The following is a 16,554-nucleotide window of genomic DNA, read 5'->3' on the forward strand; positions in this document are numbered from 1 at the left end:
CAAACCGGGTACCTGCCTCAGACGTACTGAGGGGAAGAATGGACAGGAGCCGTATACGAGGCCCGTACGTACGGTTCTGTGAGAGGGATGAGGCGAGCTTGATCTGCTCGCCTCACCCTACTCGATTCATGGGTGTCGTTCATGCCGCCTAGATTTCACCACGACAAAGATACGATAGCCTTCTCCGAGGATCAGTCCGTATTGGCTTGGCCGTTCTCCCCACTCACATACCCCTTTCTGGTGTGTGTGGCCAGATATGTTGGTGATCATATCTAGGTTACAGTTGAAGGGAGGGCGATTTCTTGGGAATGCGTCGGCTGAGGTCGAACTTGGAACCATGCTGGGTGGTGCCGGAAGGGGTTGCCTATGGTATCGCCAATGTCGGTTCCGAAGGCCAGGCTTTCATCAGTGCTGCGACCAGATGAAAAGTTTCGTCATAAAAGAAGTCACCACTTGTTCCGGAGGGTTTTGGGGAAATTTTATCCGTGGGGGGGATTTGTCTTGCGTTCGAAGGGATCCTTGATAAGCCGGTGTTTGATCCGTTGCGTCAACCACCAGACCAGGCCGACGATGGCGGGAACGGCGGCGGCCATGAGCACCCCTTTCTCCACTCCCCAGCGGGACAGCGGTAAGCCGCCGAAGAGATAGCCGGTCAAGCTAACCATATAATAGCTGATGGCGGCTACGGACAATCCTTCCACCGTCTCCTGCATGCGGAACTGTAACCGACCCCGCCGGTCCATGGATGCAAGCAGGCTTTTGTTAGTTTCCTGCATGGTCAGGTTGACCCGGGTGCGGAGGAGGTCGCCAGCACGTTCGATCCGCCGGGAGAGATCCTCCAGGCGGGTCTGTACCGACTCGCAGGTGCGCAAGGCCGGAACTAGGCGACGGCTGAGGAACTCATGGACCGACATATGTTCCTCGACCTCGGTTTCGCGGATGTTCTGCACCCGGCTGAGGACCAGGTCATGATAGGCGCGGGTCGCGCCGAAGCGATAGTTGGTTTCGCTGCGAAAGGCTTCAATGCGGGCGGCCAGTTGCGACAGGTTATCGAGGAGTTGACGTTCTTCGCGGGTGCTCTCCAGGGTTGACAGGCTGGTCAGGATCGAGGTCAGGCTGTGGTCGAGGTCATTTAACTCGGGGGAGATACGTTTGGCGATAGGGAGCGAGAGCTGGGCCAGCAGGCGGTAGGTTTCTAGTTCGATAACCCGTTGCACCAAGCGTCCCATCTGGTAGTCGTCGATACCAAGATTGCGGATATGAAAACGGCCGAAACCGTCGCCGTGAAGTTTGAAGGCGGTGCAGAGCTGGGCTTTGCCCTTTTTCGGCAGGCTCAGGATCAGCTTCTGCCCTTCGAAGTAGCGGTAGAGGGTGCTGGTGTCGCAAGGAACGTCGGCGCCCTCCACCGCTAGGTGAAAGGCCGCGACCGCCTGTCCGGGCAATGTGTGCAACCAATCCTGGGGCAGGAGATCCAGGATCGGTTCGGCAAAGGGCTCTGCCGGCGGGGCATCAGGGGCCATGAAGGTCAGGGCGTAAAATTCCGTATGCCGTTCCCAGCGCACCGTAAACTGGCCGAAATTCTGAAGAAAGAAGGAAGTTTGCGCACTTGGCTGATTGACGCTGTAGCGCCTGCAAAGATCGAGCAGTTGGCTGAAGGACCGGTCGAGCTCGGCAGGTGTTGCGCGAAAGGCCAGATGGGTCAGCTTTTGTGGGGTCGCCACCACGTGAAAAGGGCGGGCATGGAGCTCGTCATAGAGCGCCTCGCGCAGGGGGTGGAGGACAAAGGGCGGGGAGGGGGCGGCTTCGGCAAGGGACATGAAGGCTAAGGTCTCCGTCGCGGCGTGTGTCCGCGGAGTCGAGGCGGATGGGTGACGACTGGGAAGAAGGTCTGCCTGTTCAGCCTAGGGTTTCCCCCTACGAACCCCAGGCCGATGGCCAATCAATGATCGTGAAAGCCAAGAACGACCAGCACACAGCTGCCGTCGGCGATGACATTGATGCCGGCTTCGCGACAGGCCGCGACCGCCGCGGGACTTTCCGCTCCGGGCTGCATCCAGATATTGCGGATCACGCCCCGGGCAATGGCGGCTTGCACTACTTTCTCGGTTACCGAAGGCGGGGTGATGACGGAGATGCTGTGGACTGTTTCCGGCAGCTCATTGACCGAGGGGACGCAGGGGAGGCCTTCGATCTCTTTTTGCGCCGGATGGACAGGAATCACCGTGCGCCCCTTCTGCAGGTAGCAGCGCAGAACCATGTTGCCGTACTTGTCCCGCCGCGGGGACGCGCCGACAACGCCGTAAGCGGGGGATTCGAGAAAAGAGGCAATTTGCTGATCAATCGTCTGGGTCATGGGATAACTCCTTGTTGATAGAGATCAGGAGGTGGAACGACCATGGGCGATGGCTTGCCGGGCCAGTTCGTCGCAGCGTTCGTTTTCAGGATGTCCGGCGTGACCGCGCACCCAGCACCATTCCACCTCGTGGCGGCGGGTGAGTTCCAGTAGACGCTCCCACAGGTCGCGATTGGCGACATCTTTCTTCTGAGAATTTTTCCAGCTTCGTTGAACCCAGCTGTGAATCCACTCGGTAATGCCCTTTTTGACATATTCCGAGTCGGTGGTCAGGCGTACCCGGCAAGGGCGTTTGAGCGCGGCCAGAGCTTCGATGGCGGCGGTTAATTCCATGCGGTTGTTGGTTGTTTCGGGAGCGTAGCCGGAAAGCTCCTTGACCGTTCGGCCGTAGCAAAGCAGGGCACCCCAGCCGCCAGGGCCGGGATTGCCGCTGCAGGCGCCATCGGAGAAAATTTCAACGCACGGTTCGGAGGTCATGATTTCCTGGATTGATCAAATAGCCACAACACGGCGGTCAGCATAGCACAGGCCGGCGGGCAAAACCAGTGCAAGGGGTATTCCTTCCGTCTTTCCCGTTGCCGTTGTTGCAATGCCCATGGGTTTGCATTAAATTGTGTGAGAATGGCCCGCGACGCCACGGCGCGCATCAAGTTGTTTTTCTTTTCCCGCTTTTCCCCGAGGCTAATCATGTCCTTTTCCGGCGAACTGGAACACTTGCCCATCGTTGATGTCATCCAGCTCCTGCATTCCACCCGCAAGACCGGTACCCTGTGTGTGCGCGGCGGCCGTGGTGAATGCCAGCTGGTCTTCAATGAGGGTTATATCACCAGCGCCAATCATGCCAACACCAGTGTGCGTATCGGCAAGATCCTTGTGGATATGGGCGCGATCTCCCGTGAGGTCTGTGATGCCGCGCTGACCGGTCAGAAAGACGCCGGCGCCGGGCGCAAGCCGCTGGTCGCCACCCTCATCGAGGAGGGGGGGCTGAAAAAGGAGGACGCTTATCGGGGGTTACGTTCCCTGATTGAGATGACCGTAGTGGAGATGCTGCGCTGGACCAAGGGAACGTTCATCCTTGATGTGAACAGCGCGGTGATTTCCGATGAATACCGCTATTTCCCGGAAATGCTGCATCAGGAAATCAATCTCGATACCCAGCGGGTGCTGATGGATGCTTTGCGCATCTTCGACGAGGAGAGCCGCGACGGTGAAGAGGCTGTGGCGGTATGGGAAGACGAGACGGCGCTTGATACCGCTTTTGTCCCGGCGGGTATTGCGGTGGGGGACACTGCAGTGGACTTGTCGGCCGACGACCTGGGCCTAGGGGATATCGATCAGTTGGAACGGAAAATTCCCGACGTTTTCGCGAGTATCGAACTGATCGATCCCGCCGCGGTTCACCGCAAACTGCTCAATGAACTCTGGCCAAGTGCTGCCGGCGACGAGCGGGAACGCATGGTCGAGTTTTTTACCCGGCTCGCGCCCGCGCAAGGAGGTGAACTTGCCGGCGGGAGTCGGGGGGTGGTTTTCTGCGGCCGTGATCGGCTGGTTCGGCACGGTGTTATGACCATTTGTAAATCGCTCGACATCCTCAGTTTTATCACCGATGACGAACGGGATCTCGACCTGATCCTGGAACAGTCCCTGTGCAAGGGGATGGTGCCTGTGCTGATGCTGGGCGCTCCCGACGAAGAGCTGCCGGGGTGGAGCGCTCTGGACCTGATGAGCCTGCGTCGGCAGAAGCGGATGCGTTTTCCGCAACTGCCGATTGTGCAGTTGGCGGTGGAGCAGGATGGGGATTTTGTCCTGCAGTCCTATCAGGACGGCGTCCTCGCGGTGATTCCCCGCCCCCGCGAACTTGCTTCGGGCGGCGCGATCGTACCGATGATCTGGTTCTTTGAAGTGCTGCTGGCCTATCTGCGTGATTATTTTGTACAGCGCCGGAATCTCGCTGCCAGCGACCTCAGCAAGGAACTGCTCGATCTCGCTGGTTTGTGCGATGCTCCTGAAATCTCCCATGCTCTGCTGCAACGGCTGGGGGAGTTCTATCCCCGTGTTTTGACCCTGATCGTGCGCGGTGGCGAACTGCTTTCGGAGAAGGGCATCGGCTTTTCCGATGGCACGAAATCGGGAGCCGTTATGCTCCCTTCCTTCACGATGGCCCCGGCTTCCGGTGGATCCCTGCGGCAGGTGCTGGAGACCGGCCGGACCCACTGTGGGGCAATCACCGACACGGCTCTGGAAACGGTTCTATGGCAACGGTTCGGCGCACCTCGCGATTCCGCTGTCCTGCTGCTGCCCATTGTCGGTCGCGGACGGGTGATTGCCGTCATCTACGGGGATTTCGGCGATGAGGCCGTGCGCGCCGTCCCCCTTGACTATTTGCGGGTGCTGGCCGCCCAAGCCGGGCTGGTGCTCGAAAACGCCATTTATCGACGGCAACTGGAAAAGACCAGCGGCCGCTAGCCCGTTCTTTTCTTGTTCAGCGCGAGATCTCAGTTCGCTGAAGGGAATGTCTCCATGGATATCAAAACTCTGAACCAGATTCTGGAAATCTCTTTCGAAAAACGGGTTTCCGACGTGCACTTCGAAGTGGACAACCCCCCCTTTTTCCGGGCGCGCGGCCAGCTGCTGCGTTCCAAGTTGCCGCCCCTGACTGCCGAGGACACCGAATTCATCGCCAAACGTATCCTTGAACACAACGGTCGGCCGTTGGGCGATACCTTGAAGGAGAGCGATGCTTCCTATGCCCTTGCCAACGGCGGGCGTTTTCGCGTCAGCATCTTCCGGCAACGGGGGGTGTATGGCGTGGTCATGCGGGTTATCCCGCCCACCGTCGGTTCCTTTCAGGAACTCAAACTGCCCCCGGTTCTCGAAGAGATCGTCAAGGCGCCCAATGGCCTGATTCTCGTCACCGGTCCCACCGGCAACGGCAAATCGACCACCCTGGCGTCGATGCTGCGCTTGATCAACGAAAAATACAGCTACAACATCATTACTATCGAAGACCCCATCGAATTCCTTTTTGCTTCCAGCAAGAGCTGCATCATCCAGCGTGAAGTTGGAATCGACACGGAGAGCTTCGGCGGTGCCTTGAAAGCCGCCCTGCGCATGGACCCGGATGTCATCATGGTCGGCGAGATGCGCGATCTTGAGACGATCGATGCCTGCATCAAGGCGGCCGAAACCGGACATCTGGTCTTTTCAACCCTGCACACCCAGAACGCTGCCTCGACCATCAACCGGGTGATCGGACACTTCCCCCCCGATGCTCAGGAAATCGTTCGCCAACGATTTGCCGACATCCTCGTCGCCATCATTTCCCTGCGCCTGATCAAGGACAAAAGCGGCGAAAATATCCTGCCGGTGGTGGAAGTCATGCGTTCCACCACCACCATCCAGGCCTGCATCCGCGAGGGGCGTCTCGACGAAATCGAACAGAACATCGAAAAGGGGCGTGCCCAGTATCACATGCAGAGCATGGACCAGCATTTGATCGAGCTGTGCAAGAAGGACGTCATCACCATAAACGAGGCCAAGCGAGTTTCCCGTTCCATGGATCTGGAGCGTAAACTGACGTTCACCACCTAGTTGCTAAGAGATCGCTTCATCCCGGCTCGATTATTCATCATGTCATGGGAAAAAGCCCCGCCGATGTGCCTTCGGCGGGGCTTCAATATCTGAATTTCCAAGATCAAAATGAAAAAGCCTCTTCGCGCAAGCGAAGAGGCTTTTTCTCAGATTGGCGTCCCCAGGGGGATTCGAACCCCCGTCGCCGGCGTGAAAGGCCGGTGTCCTGGGCCGGGCTAGACGATAGGGACTTGAACTTCAAGCCCCCGCGAGAGATGTCCCCGCAGGATACTGTTTTTTAAATGGTGAGCCGGGGGGGGATCGAACCCACGACCATCTGATTAAAAGTCAGATGCTCTACCGACTGAGCTACCGGCTCACAAGAGGAGTCAACTTATAGAGGATTTTGTTTTTTCCGTCAACCTTTTTTTGTGCTTTCTGGGAAAAAAGCTTTTTTCAGGCAAAAGGATTCTGGACTTGAATCGTCTGGTCGCGGCGCGGTCCAACGGAGACCAGCACCACCGGGCAGCCGGTGACCTGTTCCAGTTTTTTTAGATAGTCTTGGGCCTTCTTCGGGAGGGTTTCGAGATGATCGGCCTCGGCCAGGGAGGCGTTCCAACCTTCGATCTCCTCGTAAACCGGTTTGCACTCCTTGAGGACTTCGAGATCCTGCGGAAAATCTTCAAGGAGTTGCCCGCGATAGGAATAGGCGGTGCAGATTTTGATGGTCTCCAGTTCGTTGAGCACGTCCAGCTTAGTGATGGCCAGGCCGGTCATCCCGTTGGTGCGGACCGCTTCGCGCAAGGCCACGGCATCGAACCAGCCGGTGCGGCGGGGACGGCCGGTGGTGGCGCCGAATTCCTGGCCGATCTGGCGGAGCTTTTCCCCCATCTCATCGTCGAGTTCGGTGGGGAAGGGTCCTTCGCCGACGCGGGTGACATAGGCCTTGGAAATGCCGATCACCGCATCGATAAAACGCGGTCCGACACCGGTGCCGGTGCAGGCTCCGCCGGCGATGGTCGAGGAGGAGGTGACATAGGGGTAGGTGCCGTGATCGACATCCAGCAGGCTTCCTTGGGCGCCTTCGAACAGGATGTTCTTGCCTTCGGCGATGCTCTGGTTGAGGAGCTTGGAGGCGTTCCCCAGGTATTTGCTGAGGATCTTGCCGTAGGCGGTGTATTCGCTGATGATCGACTCTGCGTCGAGGGGATGGCCGCCGAGGAGTTTTTCAAGAATGAGATTCTTCTCCGGCAACAGCTCCCTGACTTTGCGGGCGAAGATTTCCGGGTGCAGCAGATCAATGAAGCGGATGCCGCGGCGGCCGATCTTGTCTTCATAGGTGGGACCGATGCCGCGCCCGGTGGTGCCGATCTTGCGGGCTCCGGAATTGCTTTCCCGGGCGATGTCGATGGCCTTGTGGTAGGGCATGATGATGTGGACGTTGGCATCTACCAGCAGCTGGCTGTCGTTCTTCAGGTAGCCCTTCTTCTTGAGCCGGTCGATTTCCTCAAGGAAGACCTTGGGATCAAGAACTACGCCGTTGCCGATGATACAGCGTTTGCCCTCGTGCAGGATGCCGGAGGGGATGAGATGGAGCACGGTTTTTTCGTTGCCCACCACCAGGGTGTGGCCGGCGTTGTTGCCCCCCTGATAGCGCACGACATCCTGGGCGTATTCGGTGTAGATGTCGACGACCTTGCCTTTTCCTTCATCGCCCCACTGGGCGCCTACGACGATTACGTTGGCCATGTCTGAGTTGTCTCCTGATGGATTAAAGAGCAAAATCCTCGGCGAGGATCTCCTGGTAAGCCAGTGTGCGACGCGACTGGTCGGCCAGATTGATGAGCTGAAGCTCCTCGCGATTTTCGCCGGCACAGAGGATGAAACGGAAATTCATCTTCTGTGCGTAACTGATGGATTCATCCAACCCCCGGGGGATGATGTCGCGGGCCGCCGAATATCCCTTGGCTCGCAAGGCCCTGGCGAGCTGCTGGGCACACTGCTTGTTGCTGCCGGACTGGAAGATCAGCACGTCGGTCTGGTAAGCGGCAACGGCGTCCAATTCATGATCGAGGGCGAAGAGGAGGTTGAGAAGATTGAAAGCGAAACCGGTCGCCGGCGCCGGATAGCCGTAGCGGGCGGTGAGATTGTCGTAGCGCCCGCCGAGACAGACCGCCCGGCCGATGCCGCTGAGAAACCCCTGGAAGGTCAGGCCGGTGTGATAGTCGAGTCCGCGCAGTTCGCCCAAGTCGAAGGTAACGTGTTCCTCGACGCCGTAGACGGTGAGGATATCAAGAACCGTGACGAGGTTGTCGAGCGCCCGGCGCGAGCGGTCGTTGGTCACCACGTGCGCTGCCTTATCCAGCACTTCCCGACCGCCGAAGAGGCGGGGAAGGGCAAGAATCTCCTCGCGGGCGCGGTCATCCAGGGGCGCCGTTTCCAGCAGCGTCTTGAGGCCGGAACTGTCCTTGCGGGCGATGGCACCGCGCAGCTCCGCGGCTAGGGGAGCGGGCAGGCGTTGGTCGGCCATGACCCCGCGAAAGAATTCGACCTGGCCGACGTCGATGGTGAACTCCACGGCGCCCAGGGCCTTCAAGCATTCCACCGCCATGGCGATCATCTCGGCGTCCGCTTCCGGGCTTTCCAGGCCGATCATCTCGACCCCGGCCTGGAAGATCTCCCGGTCCTTGCCGACCTGCTGTTCGGTGTGACGCAATACCCGTCCGCAGTAGCAGAGACGCAGGGGCAGGGGGACATCCTTCATGCGTGTGGCGACGATCCGGGCCACCTGCGGGGTGATATCGGGGGTGAAGGCGACCAGCTTGCCACTCTGCCGGTCGTCAAAGCGGAAGGTCTTGTCCCGCAGTCCACTACCCAGGCCCCGCTCGAGAACTTCGAGATACTCCAGGGATGGGGGGACAATGGGGCGGCAGCCCCAGCGGGAAAAGATCGCCAGTAACGTGTTTTGCAGAAACTCGATCTTGGCGGCCTTGATCGGAAGAAAATCCTTGACCCCCTTGGGCAGAATGGCCTCAAGCGAGGGATTGTCGACACTCATAGTTGTATGCGGTCCTTTTGCGCTGTTCTTTTCGTGGCGGTGCCTCTCCGCAGCCGCTTAGATCTGTACCTGAACGGCGGAGAGGATATGCTCGTTACGCCGCAACTCGTCGATGACGGCATCGGGAATCCGGCTGTCTACATTGAGCAAGGAGATGGCCTTGCCCTGGATCTTGCGGCGGGAAAGATTCATCATGGCGATGTTGATCTGGTGATCGGCCAGGGTCTGGCCGACGAAACCGATGACGCCGGGGCGGTCGTCATTGTGCAGGATCAGGATATGTCCTTCGGGAAGGGCCTCGACCTGATAGCCGTCGACTCGGACGATGCGTTGATCGTCGGCGGCGAAGACCGTTCCGCATACTGAGTGTTCGCCGCTCTCACCGGTGACTTTGACCTGAATCATGTTGGAAAAGCCTTCGGCCATGTTGCTTTTGGCTTCAGTGACGCGGATTCCCCGTTCTCGGGCACGCTGGGCGGCATTGACGAAATTGACCAAAGAGCCGACCATGGGCGTCAGGATCCCCTTGAGCAGAGCCATGGTTAAGGGCTCGATGGGGTAGGCGGTCACCGCTCCGGAATATTCAATGGATATCTGGGTAATGCCGCGGCCGCATCGTTGTGCCTGGAAGATGCCGAGGCGCTCGGCAAGTTGCACATAAGGGCGGATCAGGACCAGCATCTCGGCATTGATTGCGGGGACGTTGAGGGCGTTGACGACAATTCCCTTCTGCAGAAAGTCGACGACCTGATGGGCGGTCTGGACGGTGACGTTGATCTGGGCGTCGCGGGTGGCGGCACGCAACTGCGGTGTGGCGATTACTTGGTCGAGCTGCAGCAGGGGATGGTCCTTGCCCGGCGGCTGGTTGGCGAAGACATCCAAGGCCGCTCCTGCGACCCGACCGTCGCGCAGTGCCTCGGCCAGGGCGTCCTCATCGATCAAGCGGCCGACGGCGCAGTTGATGATATAGCAGCCGCGCTTGACCTTGGTCAGAGCTTCCGCGCCGATGATCCCCTCGGTTTCGAGGTTCAGAGGCAGGTGCAGGCTGATGAAGTCGGAGCGGGCGAGGAGATCGTCGAATTCCACCAGCTCGGCGCCGAGTTGCCGGGCCAGTTCCTCGGAAATGTAGGGGTCGTGGACGATGACCCGCATGCGCAGGGCGAGAGCTCTCTCGACCACCATGCGTCCGATCTTGCCGGCGCCGATGACGCCGAGGGTGCGCCCGGCGATGTCGAGCCCCAGATATTTGTAGCTGTCCCATTCCCCGGCGCGGGTGGCGCAGTAGGCCTGGGGGATCTGCCGGGCCAGGGCCAGGAGCATGGCGATAGTATATTCGGCCATGGTCGTGGTGCTGCCGAAGGGGGTATTCATGACCACCACCCCCTTGGTGTTGGCGGCCGTCAGATCCATGTTTTCCACGCCGATGCCGGCGCGGGCGACCACCTTGAGCCGGGAGGCCGCGGCAAAGACCGCCTCGGTTACCTGGGTTCCTCCCCGCACGACCAGGGCATCGACGTCGGCCACGGCCGCCAGAAGCTCCTCCTCGGTCATGCCGGGACGGTACTTAAGGCTGATGACCTTGGCGTTTTCAAATATTTTCAAGCCTTCCATGGAAAACTTGTCGGTTACGAGGACCTTCATGGTTTCCACTCCGGGTTGTTTGGCGGGCATGGCAGGTGGCTCCAGGGCATTTCCAAAGAGGTACGGTAGCAAGCCCTGCCCATTCTGTCAAGGTCAAACCGGGATCCCTCAGGGTTGGGAAATAAAAGCTAAAACAGCAAGATAGCCGGATGGGAGAGGGGCGGGAAGGGGGGGGGCGGACGGAAGTCTTGCCGGCATAAAAAAACTCCGCGAAGTTTTTCGCGGAGTTTTTGAGTCACGGAGAAGTCTGTTATCAGAGTTTGACGATGTTGGCGGCCTGCGGACCTTTCTGGCCTTCAATCACGTCAAACTGAACCCGTTGGCCCTCGGCCAGGGATTTGAAGCCTTCACCGGTGATCGCCGAGAAATGGGCGAATACGTCGGGGCCGTTATCTTGCTGAATGAAGCCGAAACCTTTTGCGTCGTTGAACCACTTGACCGTTCCTTGTGCCATCTTCCTGTGCTCCTTTTTGTCTTTCCGGGCGACCGGTGTTGAAATAGCAAGTCCCGGACGCCCAAAACCCGCGATCATCCACCCTCGCGCGGGGTCGGGCGGCTGCTCTGGCGAGGCACGGCCCTGCTCTTCCGGAACTTGGCAGAAACGCTAGCACAGAAATACCGAGCTGGCAACCGTGTTTTTTGCCCTTTTCATGTGAAAATCCGGGACTGTTCGCAGGAAGGTTATTTTTTCCCCAAGCGTGGATTCTCGCGCAGGTACTCGACCAGCAGGCGTACGCCGACCCCCGTCCCCCCGGGGGGACGGCCGGGCGCCCCCTTCCCTTCCCAGGCCGTCCCCGCGATATCGAGGTGCGCCCAGGGGCAACCCTCGGCAAAAACTTGCAGGAACGCCGCGGCGGTGATGGTCCCCGCCGGTCGTCCGGCGGTGTTTTTGAGATCGGCTACTTCGCTCTTGAGGAGCTTGCCGTGTTCCTCCCAGAGCGGAAGCGGCCAGAGCCGTTCGCCGCAACGCTCGCCGGCATTGCGCAGGGCCTGGACCAGGCCGTCGTGATTGCCGAGAACGGCGCTCGCCTCATGCCCCAGGGCAATAATACAGGCGCCGGTGAGGGTGGCGAGGTCGATGAGTGCCCGGGGAGCGAAGCGTTTGGCGTAGGTCAGGGTGTCGGCGAGGATCAAGCGACCCTCGGCGTCGGTGTTGAGAACCTCAATGGTCTTTCCGGAGAGGGAGGTAAGGATGTCCCCGGGGCGAATGGCACTTCCCGAGGGGAGGTTTTCCACCGCTGGAACAAGGCCGACCAGGTTGACCGGCAACCGCAATCGCGCCGCTGCCGCGAGGGTACCGAGGACCGCCGCGCCGCCGGCCATGTCCATCTTCATTTCGTCCATCTTCTCCGCCGGTTTCAGGGAGATGCCCCCGGCATCGAAAACCACCCCCTTGCCGACGAGGGCAATGGGCGGCTCCGTTTCTTCCGCGCCGCGGTAGTGCAGGACGATCAGCCGCGGTTCGCGAACGCTCCCCTGGGCGACTCCGAGCAGGGCGCCGAAGCCCTCCTCTTCCAGTTCCCGACGGTCGAGAATGGTGCAGTCGAGGCCGGTCTCCTCGGCCAGTACCCGGGCCCGTCGTGCCAGTTCCTCGGGGGATTTGGCATTCCCCGGCTCGTTGACCAGGTCGCGGGCGAGAAAGACTCCTCGGCAGATCGCTTCGGCGGCGGCGGCTCCTGTTGCGGCCTCCTTGATCTGGTCGCGTCGGGGGACACACAGGGTCAGTTGCAGAGGTTTGGAGTCGACACCGTCCGACTTTTCGGTGCGGTAGCGGGAGAAGCGGTATCCGGCCAGGAGGATTGCTTCACCGGCGAGCTGGGCAAGGGCGCCCAGCGTCAGTTGTCGTAGGGGGAGGCTGGCGAGGTCGAGAGTGCAGGCGCGCAGCTTCCGTTCTTGGAGAAAGGCCGCGGCTCCCGCCAGTTCCCGGCGCAGATCGAGGCTTTGCGCGCGCGCGGGACCGAGGCCGAGGAGAAGAACGCGTTCGGCGGGAAGGTCGGGGGTGTGAAGCAGCAGCTTCTCCCCTTTCTTGCCGCGAAACTCGTGATCGCGGAAGGCGCGGGTGATCGCCCCGGGAAGATGGGTATCGAGTTCCAGTTCGCCGGGCGCCGGGCGTGCGCTTTCATGCACGCCGATGATCAAGCATGGAGTTTTCAGTTTCAGCGGCGTGCCGCTGCTGACGCGAATCTGCATGATGGATCCTTTCCTGGAGAGGCAGAATTCTGAACATTCTAGCGGTCCAACGCCTGCATTTCAATCGCTTGGCCTGATCTGCGCCCACCATGGTCGGCTTTTTTGACCCGGGTGGTGTCGCGATTTTGACCATCGGCGTCAAATCGTTACAAGACGACGAGCAAGGAGTTTTTCCATGTTTTTTCCAGCGCCCGACATTTATTCCGACACTGCTTCCCGGTGTTTTTCAAAAAGAGGCTGATCGATATGGAAGGGGAAAGGGGAATGCGCGGGGCCCTGGTGGATGCGCAAGGGCCGTCCGGTTGGCGAAAAAAGGAATGGATCTTGCTAATTACGTATGTTTTTTGACGGAACCGTTTCGGTTGTGTGCCTTCGGATAAGCCCCGGTCGCTTCGAAACAATCCCCCCTTCCCGACCGGGATTAGCCGTTGCCCGTGGCTCTTGAAAAGTGCTATTTTGAGGGAAATGGCGGATCTGACTATCCCTGGGGAAGGACATGCCGGGCCGCTGCCAGTCCCGTTCTTCCGCTACCAAAGACAAGAGAGAGTGTCGCGATGTTCACTTCGACGAGCCTGCGCTGGAAAATCCTCTTCGCCCTGATCGGCCTTTCCGTGGTGTCGATGATGATTGCCCTGCTCATCCTCCTGAACTCGGTTTCCCGCCAGTTTGAGAGAAACCTTGAGCAGCGGGCTGACGAGCTGGCGGGCTTTGTCCGCAACACCATCGACTATTCGGAGAATGAAGCCGGTAACTATGTACGGCTCACCAGCCAGACCGCGGACCTGGTCAATTCCATCTACTTCGCCAGTTCCCCTGAGGAGATGCTCGATATCGGCACGATCATCGAAGATGCCCAGAAAGTTTTCCATTTCGACCTGTTGCAGGTTCTCAGTGCCGAAGGCGACCTGCTGCGCAGCAGCGTCCATGAACATCACAAAGGGCTCGATATCGAGCCGCTCAAGGATCATGCCGTGGTCCAGTCGGCGTTGGCCAACCGCGGCGCCAAGGGCATCGACCAGATTGCCGGCTATCCCGCCATCGTTACCATTTCCCCCATAACTTTCCACAACAAGCCGATCGGCTATCTCCTCGGCGCGGTCTTTCTCGACGATGACTACGCCAAGAAAATCAAGGGGATCGCCGGTTCGGACCTGGCCTTTTACAGCCGTTCCGGCATGATCAGAACCTCCCTCGACGCGTTGCGCGAGCTGCACGCCGAGGATTATCAGGGGCGCGAAAGCTGGCTGGCGACTTTCGGGGAGACGTCCTACAGCATCCATTCGTTCCCCCTCAACGAAGAGGGGGAGGGCCTGATTCTGGCCCTCGATCGTTCGGAACTGGTGGCGACTCGGCAGCAGACCCGCAACCTCTTCCTCGGTATTCTCCTCGGGGTCGGCGCCTTGGCTCTGGTGGTCGGTATCGGCATTTCCCGCAGCATCGTTCGTCCTCTTTCGGCGGTGGTCGGCAGCCTCAGGGGAATGGCCGAGGGGGCGGGAGACCTGACCAGCCGCCTGGAAGTTGCCGCAAAGGATGAGGTCGGCGCCCTGGCGGTCAATTTCAACCAGTTCCTCGGCCGGTTGCAGGAGATGGTGCGGCGCATTCAGGTGGTCCGCGCCGACCTGGGCGGGGCCGCCCAGCGCATCCGCTCATCGGCCGGGCAGGTCAACGAGGGGGTGAACCACTCCTCCCGCTCCATCGAGGAATGCCATGCGGCGATCCAAGGGATCGAGCAGACCCTGGGCGGCATCGCCGAGAGCACCGGAAGCCTGGTCACGGCGGTGGAGGAGAGTTCCTCGGCGACGCTGGAACTCGGCTCGACCATCGAGGAGATCGCCGAGCAGATGGAAAACCTCTTTGCCACGGTGGACGAGGTTTCCAGTTCCATCAACGAGATGTCGGTGTCGAGCCAGCAGATCATGGAGAATGTGGAGATCCTCTCTGCCTCCACGGAAGTGACCGCTTCCTCCATCACCGAAATGGATGCCGCCATCAAGGAGATCGAGGAGAATGCGGAAATGACCAGCCGTCTCTCCGAGGAAGCGGCCACCGATTCGCAGATGGGCAAGGAGGCGGTGGATACCACCATCCAGGGGATCGGCGCCATTCGCGAAATGGTGGACGGCGCGAGTCTGGTGATCCGCGACCTCGGGCACCAGTCCAGCGCTATCGGCAAGATCCTCAACGTCATCGATGATGTCGCCGATCAAACCAGCCTTCTGGCTCTCAATGCCGCGATCATCGCCGCCCAGGCCGGCGAGCACGGCAAGGGCTTTGCGGTGGTTGCCGACGAAATCCGCGAACTGGCCGAGCGTACCGCCGTTTCGACCCGGGAAATCGCTGGCATCATCGGTAATCTCCAGAGCGGGGTAAAGGAAGCGGTGAAGGCGATGGATGCCAGCAGCGAAAGGGTTCATCAGGAGGTGTCCCGGTCCCGGGTGGCGGGCGAGGCCCTGGAAAAGATCCGCAACAGTACCCTCAAGGCGACGGATCAGGTGCGCAGCATCGTTCGCGCCACCCAGGAGCAGGCGCGTGGCAGTCAGCAGATCACCGGCTCGATCAATCAGATCGCCTCGATGCTCGGGCAGATCTCCTCGGCCATCAAGCAGCAGACGGCGGGGGCCCAGCAGTTGGCCCATGCCGCCGAATCGATGCGTTCCATTGCTTCCCACGGCAAGCTCAGTGCTTCCGAGCAGGCCAAGGGGAGCCGGCAGATCAATACCAGCATGGAAAATATCAGTCTGATGATCGAGCGCATCGACGAGGCAACCCGCGAGCAGACCAACCGTGTTCGCCAGGTTCTGGAAGCGGTCGCCCGTCTGCGCGATGTCGGCGAAAACAACGCCCTGCGCGCGGCGGAGCTCAATCAGGTAGTGGAAAGCCTGACCAGGCAGACCGACGCTCTTGACGAAGAGGTCGGCGCGTTCAAGGCATGAGCGAACGCGCCGTCACCGTGACTATTCTTGGGTCCGGCACCAGTACCGGTGTGCCGGTGCCGGCCTGCACCTGCCCGGTCTGCCGTTCCCGGGAGCCGCGTAACCAGCGCACCCGCTGCAGCATTCTGGTCAGCGCCGCCGGCCGCAACATCCTCATCGACACCTCCACCGATCTCCGCCAGCAGGCGCTGCGCGAAGGCATCACCCATATCGATGCGGTGCTCTTCACCCACACCCACGCCGATCATGTCAACGGCATCGATGATCTGCGTCCCTTTAACCTGGCTTCGGGGGCGGGTATTCCCATCTATGCCTGCGCCGAGGATCTCGCCGTACTGCGGCGCACCTTTGCTTACATCTTCGACAGCGGCGATGAACCCGGCTATCGTCCCCGCCTGAGCGCCCGGGAAATCAGCGCCGGTTTTTCCCTCTTCGGTCTGCCGATCCTGCCTCTGCAGTTGATCCACGGTCCGGGGCGCTCCCTCGGTTACCGCATCGGCCCCTTTGCTTACCTCACCGACTGCAGCTTCGTCCCCGAGGCGACCATGGAGCTGCTCGCCGGGATCGATATCCTGATCATCGACGGCCTGCGTTTTCGTCCCCACCTCAGCCACCTGAGTATCTCCCAGGCCTTGGCCGTGGCCGAAAGGCTCGGCCCGGGACGTACCATCCTCACCCATCTCAGCCACGACGTCGATTACAGCCGCCACGCTTCGCTTCTCCCCCCCGGTACCGAGCTGGCCTACGATGGCCAGAGCCTGCGCTTTTTCCTGCCCGCGCCCTGAATCCCCCTTTTCTCTTGCCGTGCC

At 60.2% G+C, this 16,554-nt stretch carries 13 protein-coding genes and 2 tRNA genes; 4 read left to right on the forward strand and 11 right to left on the reverse strand.

Translation table 11 applies throughout. From position 1 onward, the window contains the following. Positions 1–479: 479 nt before the first annotated feature. The 4 genes from RBR25_RS02060 to RBR25_RS02075 all read right to left on the reverse strand — a co-directional run bounded on the left by RBR25_RS02060 (position 480) and on the right by RBR25_RS02075 (position 3,042). Positions 480–1,817, reverse strand: a complete 1,338-nt coding sequence (locus RBR25_RS02060; RefSeq protein ID WP_432817867.1) for a DUF3422 family protein — start codon at positions 1,815–1,817, stop codon at positions 480–482. A gap of 122 nt (positions 1,818–1,939) precedes the next feature. Next, positions 1,940–2,353, reverse strand: a complete 414-nt coding sequence (locus RBR25_RS02065) for a CoA-binding protein (RefSeq protein WP_432817868.1) — start codon at positions 2,351–2,353, stop codon at positions 1,940–1,942. 24 nt (positions 2,354–2,377) lie between these two features. After that, positions 2,378–2,830, reverse strand: a complete 453-nt coding sequence (gene rnhA / locus RBR25_RS02070; RefSeq protein ID WP_432817869.1) for a ribonuclease HI — start codon at positions 2,828–2,830, stop codon at positions 2,378–2,380. Then, positions 2,827–3,042: a hypothetical protein gene (locus RBR25_RS02075; protein ID WP_432817870.1), complete on the reverse strand. Its 216-nt coding sequence runs from the start codon at positions 3,040–3,042 to the stop codon at positions 2,827–2,829. Before RBR25_RS02075 ends, rnhA begins: the two co-directional genes overlap by 4 nt. Between RBR25_RS02075 and RBR25_RS02080 the strand changes: the two genes are divergently transcribed. Beyond that, complete coding sequence (locus tag RBR25_RS02080; protein WP_432817871.1) at positions 3,041–4,819, forward strand: DUF4388 domain-containing protein; 1,779 nt, start codon at positions 3,041–3,043, stop codon at positions 4,817–4,819. The two genes, RBR25_RS02075 and RBR25_RS02080, sit on opposite strands and share 2 nt — an antisense overlap. A gap of 54 nt (positions 4,820–4,873) precedes the next feature. Next, on the forward strand, positions 4,874–5,944 hold the full coding sequence (locus RBR25_RS02085; protein ID WP_432817872.1) for a type IV pilus twitching motility protein PilT: 1,071 nt from the start codon (positions 4,874–4,876) through the stop codon (positions 5,942–5,944). A gap of 152 nt (positions 5,945–6,096) precedes the next feature. Here the strand turns inward: RBR25_RS02085 and RBR25_RS02090 are convergent. From RBR25_RS02090 to RBR25_RS02120, 7 genes are all read right to left on the reverse strand, one after another. Continuing rightward, positions 6,097–6,174: transfer RNA gene (locus tag RBR25_RS02090), tRNA-Glu, on the reverse strand. Between the two features lie 52 nt (positions 6,175–6,226). Continuing rightward, a tRNA-Lys gene (locus tag RBR25_RS02095) sits at positions 6,227–6,302 on the reverse strand. A 77-nt stretch (positions 6,303–6,379) separates the two neighbouring features. After that, positions 6,380–7,672 carry an adenylosuccinate synthase gene (locus RBR25_RS02100; protein WP_432817873.1) on the reverse strand — a complete coding sequence of 431 codons (1,293 nt, stop codon included), beginning with the start codon at positions 7,670–7,672 and terminating at the stop codon, positions 6,380–6,382. A gap of 22 nt (positions 7,673–7,694) precedes the next feature. After that, positions 7,695–8,981, reverse strand: coding sequence for an ATP phosphoribosyltransferase regulatory subunit (locus RBR25_RS02105; protein ID WP_432817874.1), 1,287 nt, complete (start codon positions 8,979–8,981; stop codon positions 7,695–7,697). A 57-nt stretch (positions 8,982–9,038) separates the two neighbouring features. Further along, entirely contained in the window at positions 9,039–10,622 is a 1,584-nt protein-coding gene (gene serA, locus RBR25_RS02110) for a phosphoglycerate dehydrogenase (protein WP_432817875.1), read from the reverse strand. A 253-nt stretch (positions 10,623–10,875) separates the two neighbouring features. Continuing rightward, positions 10,876–11,076 carry a cold-shock protein gene (locus tag RBR25_RS02115; protein WP_432817991.1) on the reverse strand — a complete coding sequence of 67 codons (201 nt, stop codon included), beginning with the start codon at positions 11,074–11,076 and terminating at the stop codon, positions 10,876–10,878. Positions 11,077–11,303: 227 nt separating this feature from the next. Next, the gene (locus RBR25_RS02120; RefSeq protein ID WP_432817876.1) at positions 11,304–12,812 is read right to left on the reverse strand and encodes a leucyl aminopeptidase; all 1,509 of its coding nucleotides are present in this window, start codon (positions 12,810–12,812) and stop codon (positions 11,304–11,306) included. Positions 12,813–13,366: 554 nt separating this feature from the next. On the opposite strand from RBR25_RS02120, the gene RBR25_RS02125 reads away from it, so the two are divergent. Both RBR25_RS02125 and RBR25_RS02130 read left to right on the forward strand, forming a co-directional pair. Then, positions 13,367–15,745 (forward strand): methyl-accepting chemotaxis protein, encoded by a 2,379-nt coding sequence (locus RBR25_RS02125; RefSeq protein ID WP_432817877.1) that lies wholly within the window; start codon positions 13,367–13,369, stop codon positions 15,743–15,745. After that, the gene (locus RBR25_RS02130; RefSeq protein ID WP_432817878.1) at positions 15,742–16,530 is read left to right on the forward strand and encodes a GPMC system MBL fold metallohydrolase; all 789 of its coding nucleotides are present in this window, start codon (positions 15,742–15,744) and stop codon (positions 16,528–16,530) included. The genes RBR25_RS02125 and RBR25_RS02130 overlap by 4 nt, the downstream gene beginning before the upstream one ends. Positions 16,531–16,554 lie beyond the last annotated feature (24 nt).

Origin of the sequence: Trichloromonas sp. (assembly GCF_034006665.1) — a bacterium.
In the GTDB taxonomy this organism is placed as follows: domain Bacteria; phylum Desulfobacterota; class Desulfuromonadia; order Desulfuromonadales; family Trichloromonadaceae; genus Trichloromonas.

Excerpts from the sequence above, each read along its gene's own strand:
- RBR25_RS02060 (WP_432817867.1), bottom strand. The coding sequence starts at position 1,817 with ATGTCCCTTGCCGAAGCCGCCCCCTCCCCGCCCTTTGTCCTCCACCCC.
- RBR25_RS02065 (WP_432817868.1), bottom strand. The coding sequence starts at position 2,353 with ATGACCCAGACGATTGATCAGCAAATTGCCTCTTTTCTCGAATCCCCC.
- rnhA (WP_432817869.1), bottom strand. The coding sequence starts at position 2,830 with ATGACCTCCGAACCGTGCGTTGAAATTTTCTCCGATGGCGCCTGCAGC.
- RBR25_RS02080 (WP_432817871.1), top strand. The coding sequence starts at position 3,041 with ATGTCCTTTTCCGGCGAACTGGAACACTTGCCCATCGTTGATGTCATC.
- RBR25_RS02075 (WP_432817870.1), bottom strand. The coding sequence starts at position 3,042 with ATGATTAGCCTCGGGGAAAAGCGGGAAAAGAAAAACAACTTGATGCGC.
- RBR25_RS02085 (WP_432817872.1), top strand. The coding sequence starts at position 4,874 with ATGGATATCAAAACTCTGAACCAGATTCTGGAAATCTCTTTCGAAAAA.
- RBR25_RS02100 (WP_432817873.1), bottom strand. The coding sequence starts at position 7,672 with ATGGCCAACGTAATCGTCGTAGGCGCCCAGTGGGGCGATGAAGGAAAA.
- RBR25_RS02105 (WP_432817874.1), bottom strand. The coding sequence starts at position 8,981 with ATGAGTGTCGACAATCCCTCGCTTGAGGCCATTCTGCCCAAGGGGGTC.
- serA (WP_432817875.1), bottom strand. The coding sequence starts at position 10,622 with ATGAAGGTCCTCGTAACCGACAAGTTTTCCATGGAAGGCTTGAAAATA.
- RBR25_RS02115 (WP_432817991.1), bottom strand. The coding sequence starts at position 11,076 with ATGGCACAAGGAACGGTCAAGTGGTTCAACGACGCAAAAGGTTTCGGC.
- RBR25_RS02120 (WP_432817876.1), bottom strand. The coding sequence starts at position 12,812 with ATGCAGATTCGCGTCAGCAGCGGCACGCCGCTGAAACTGAAAACTCCA.
- RBR25_RS02125 (WP_432817877.1), top strand. The coding sequence starts at position 13,367 with ATGTTCACTTCGACGAGCCTGCGCTGGAAAATCCTCTTCGCCCTGATC.
- RBR25_RS02130 (WP_432817878.1), top strand. The coding sequence starts at position 15,742 with ATGAGCGAACGCGCCGTCACCGTGACTATTCTTGGGTCCGGCACCAGT.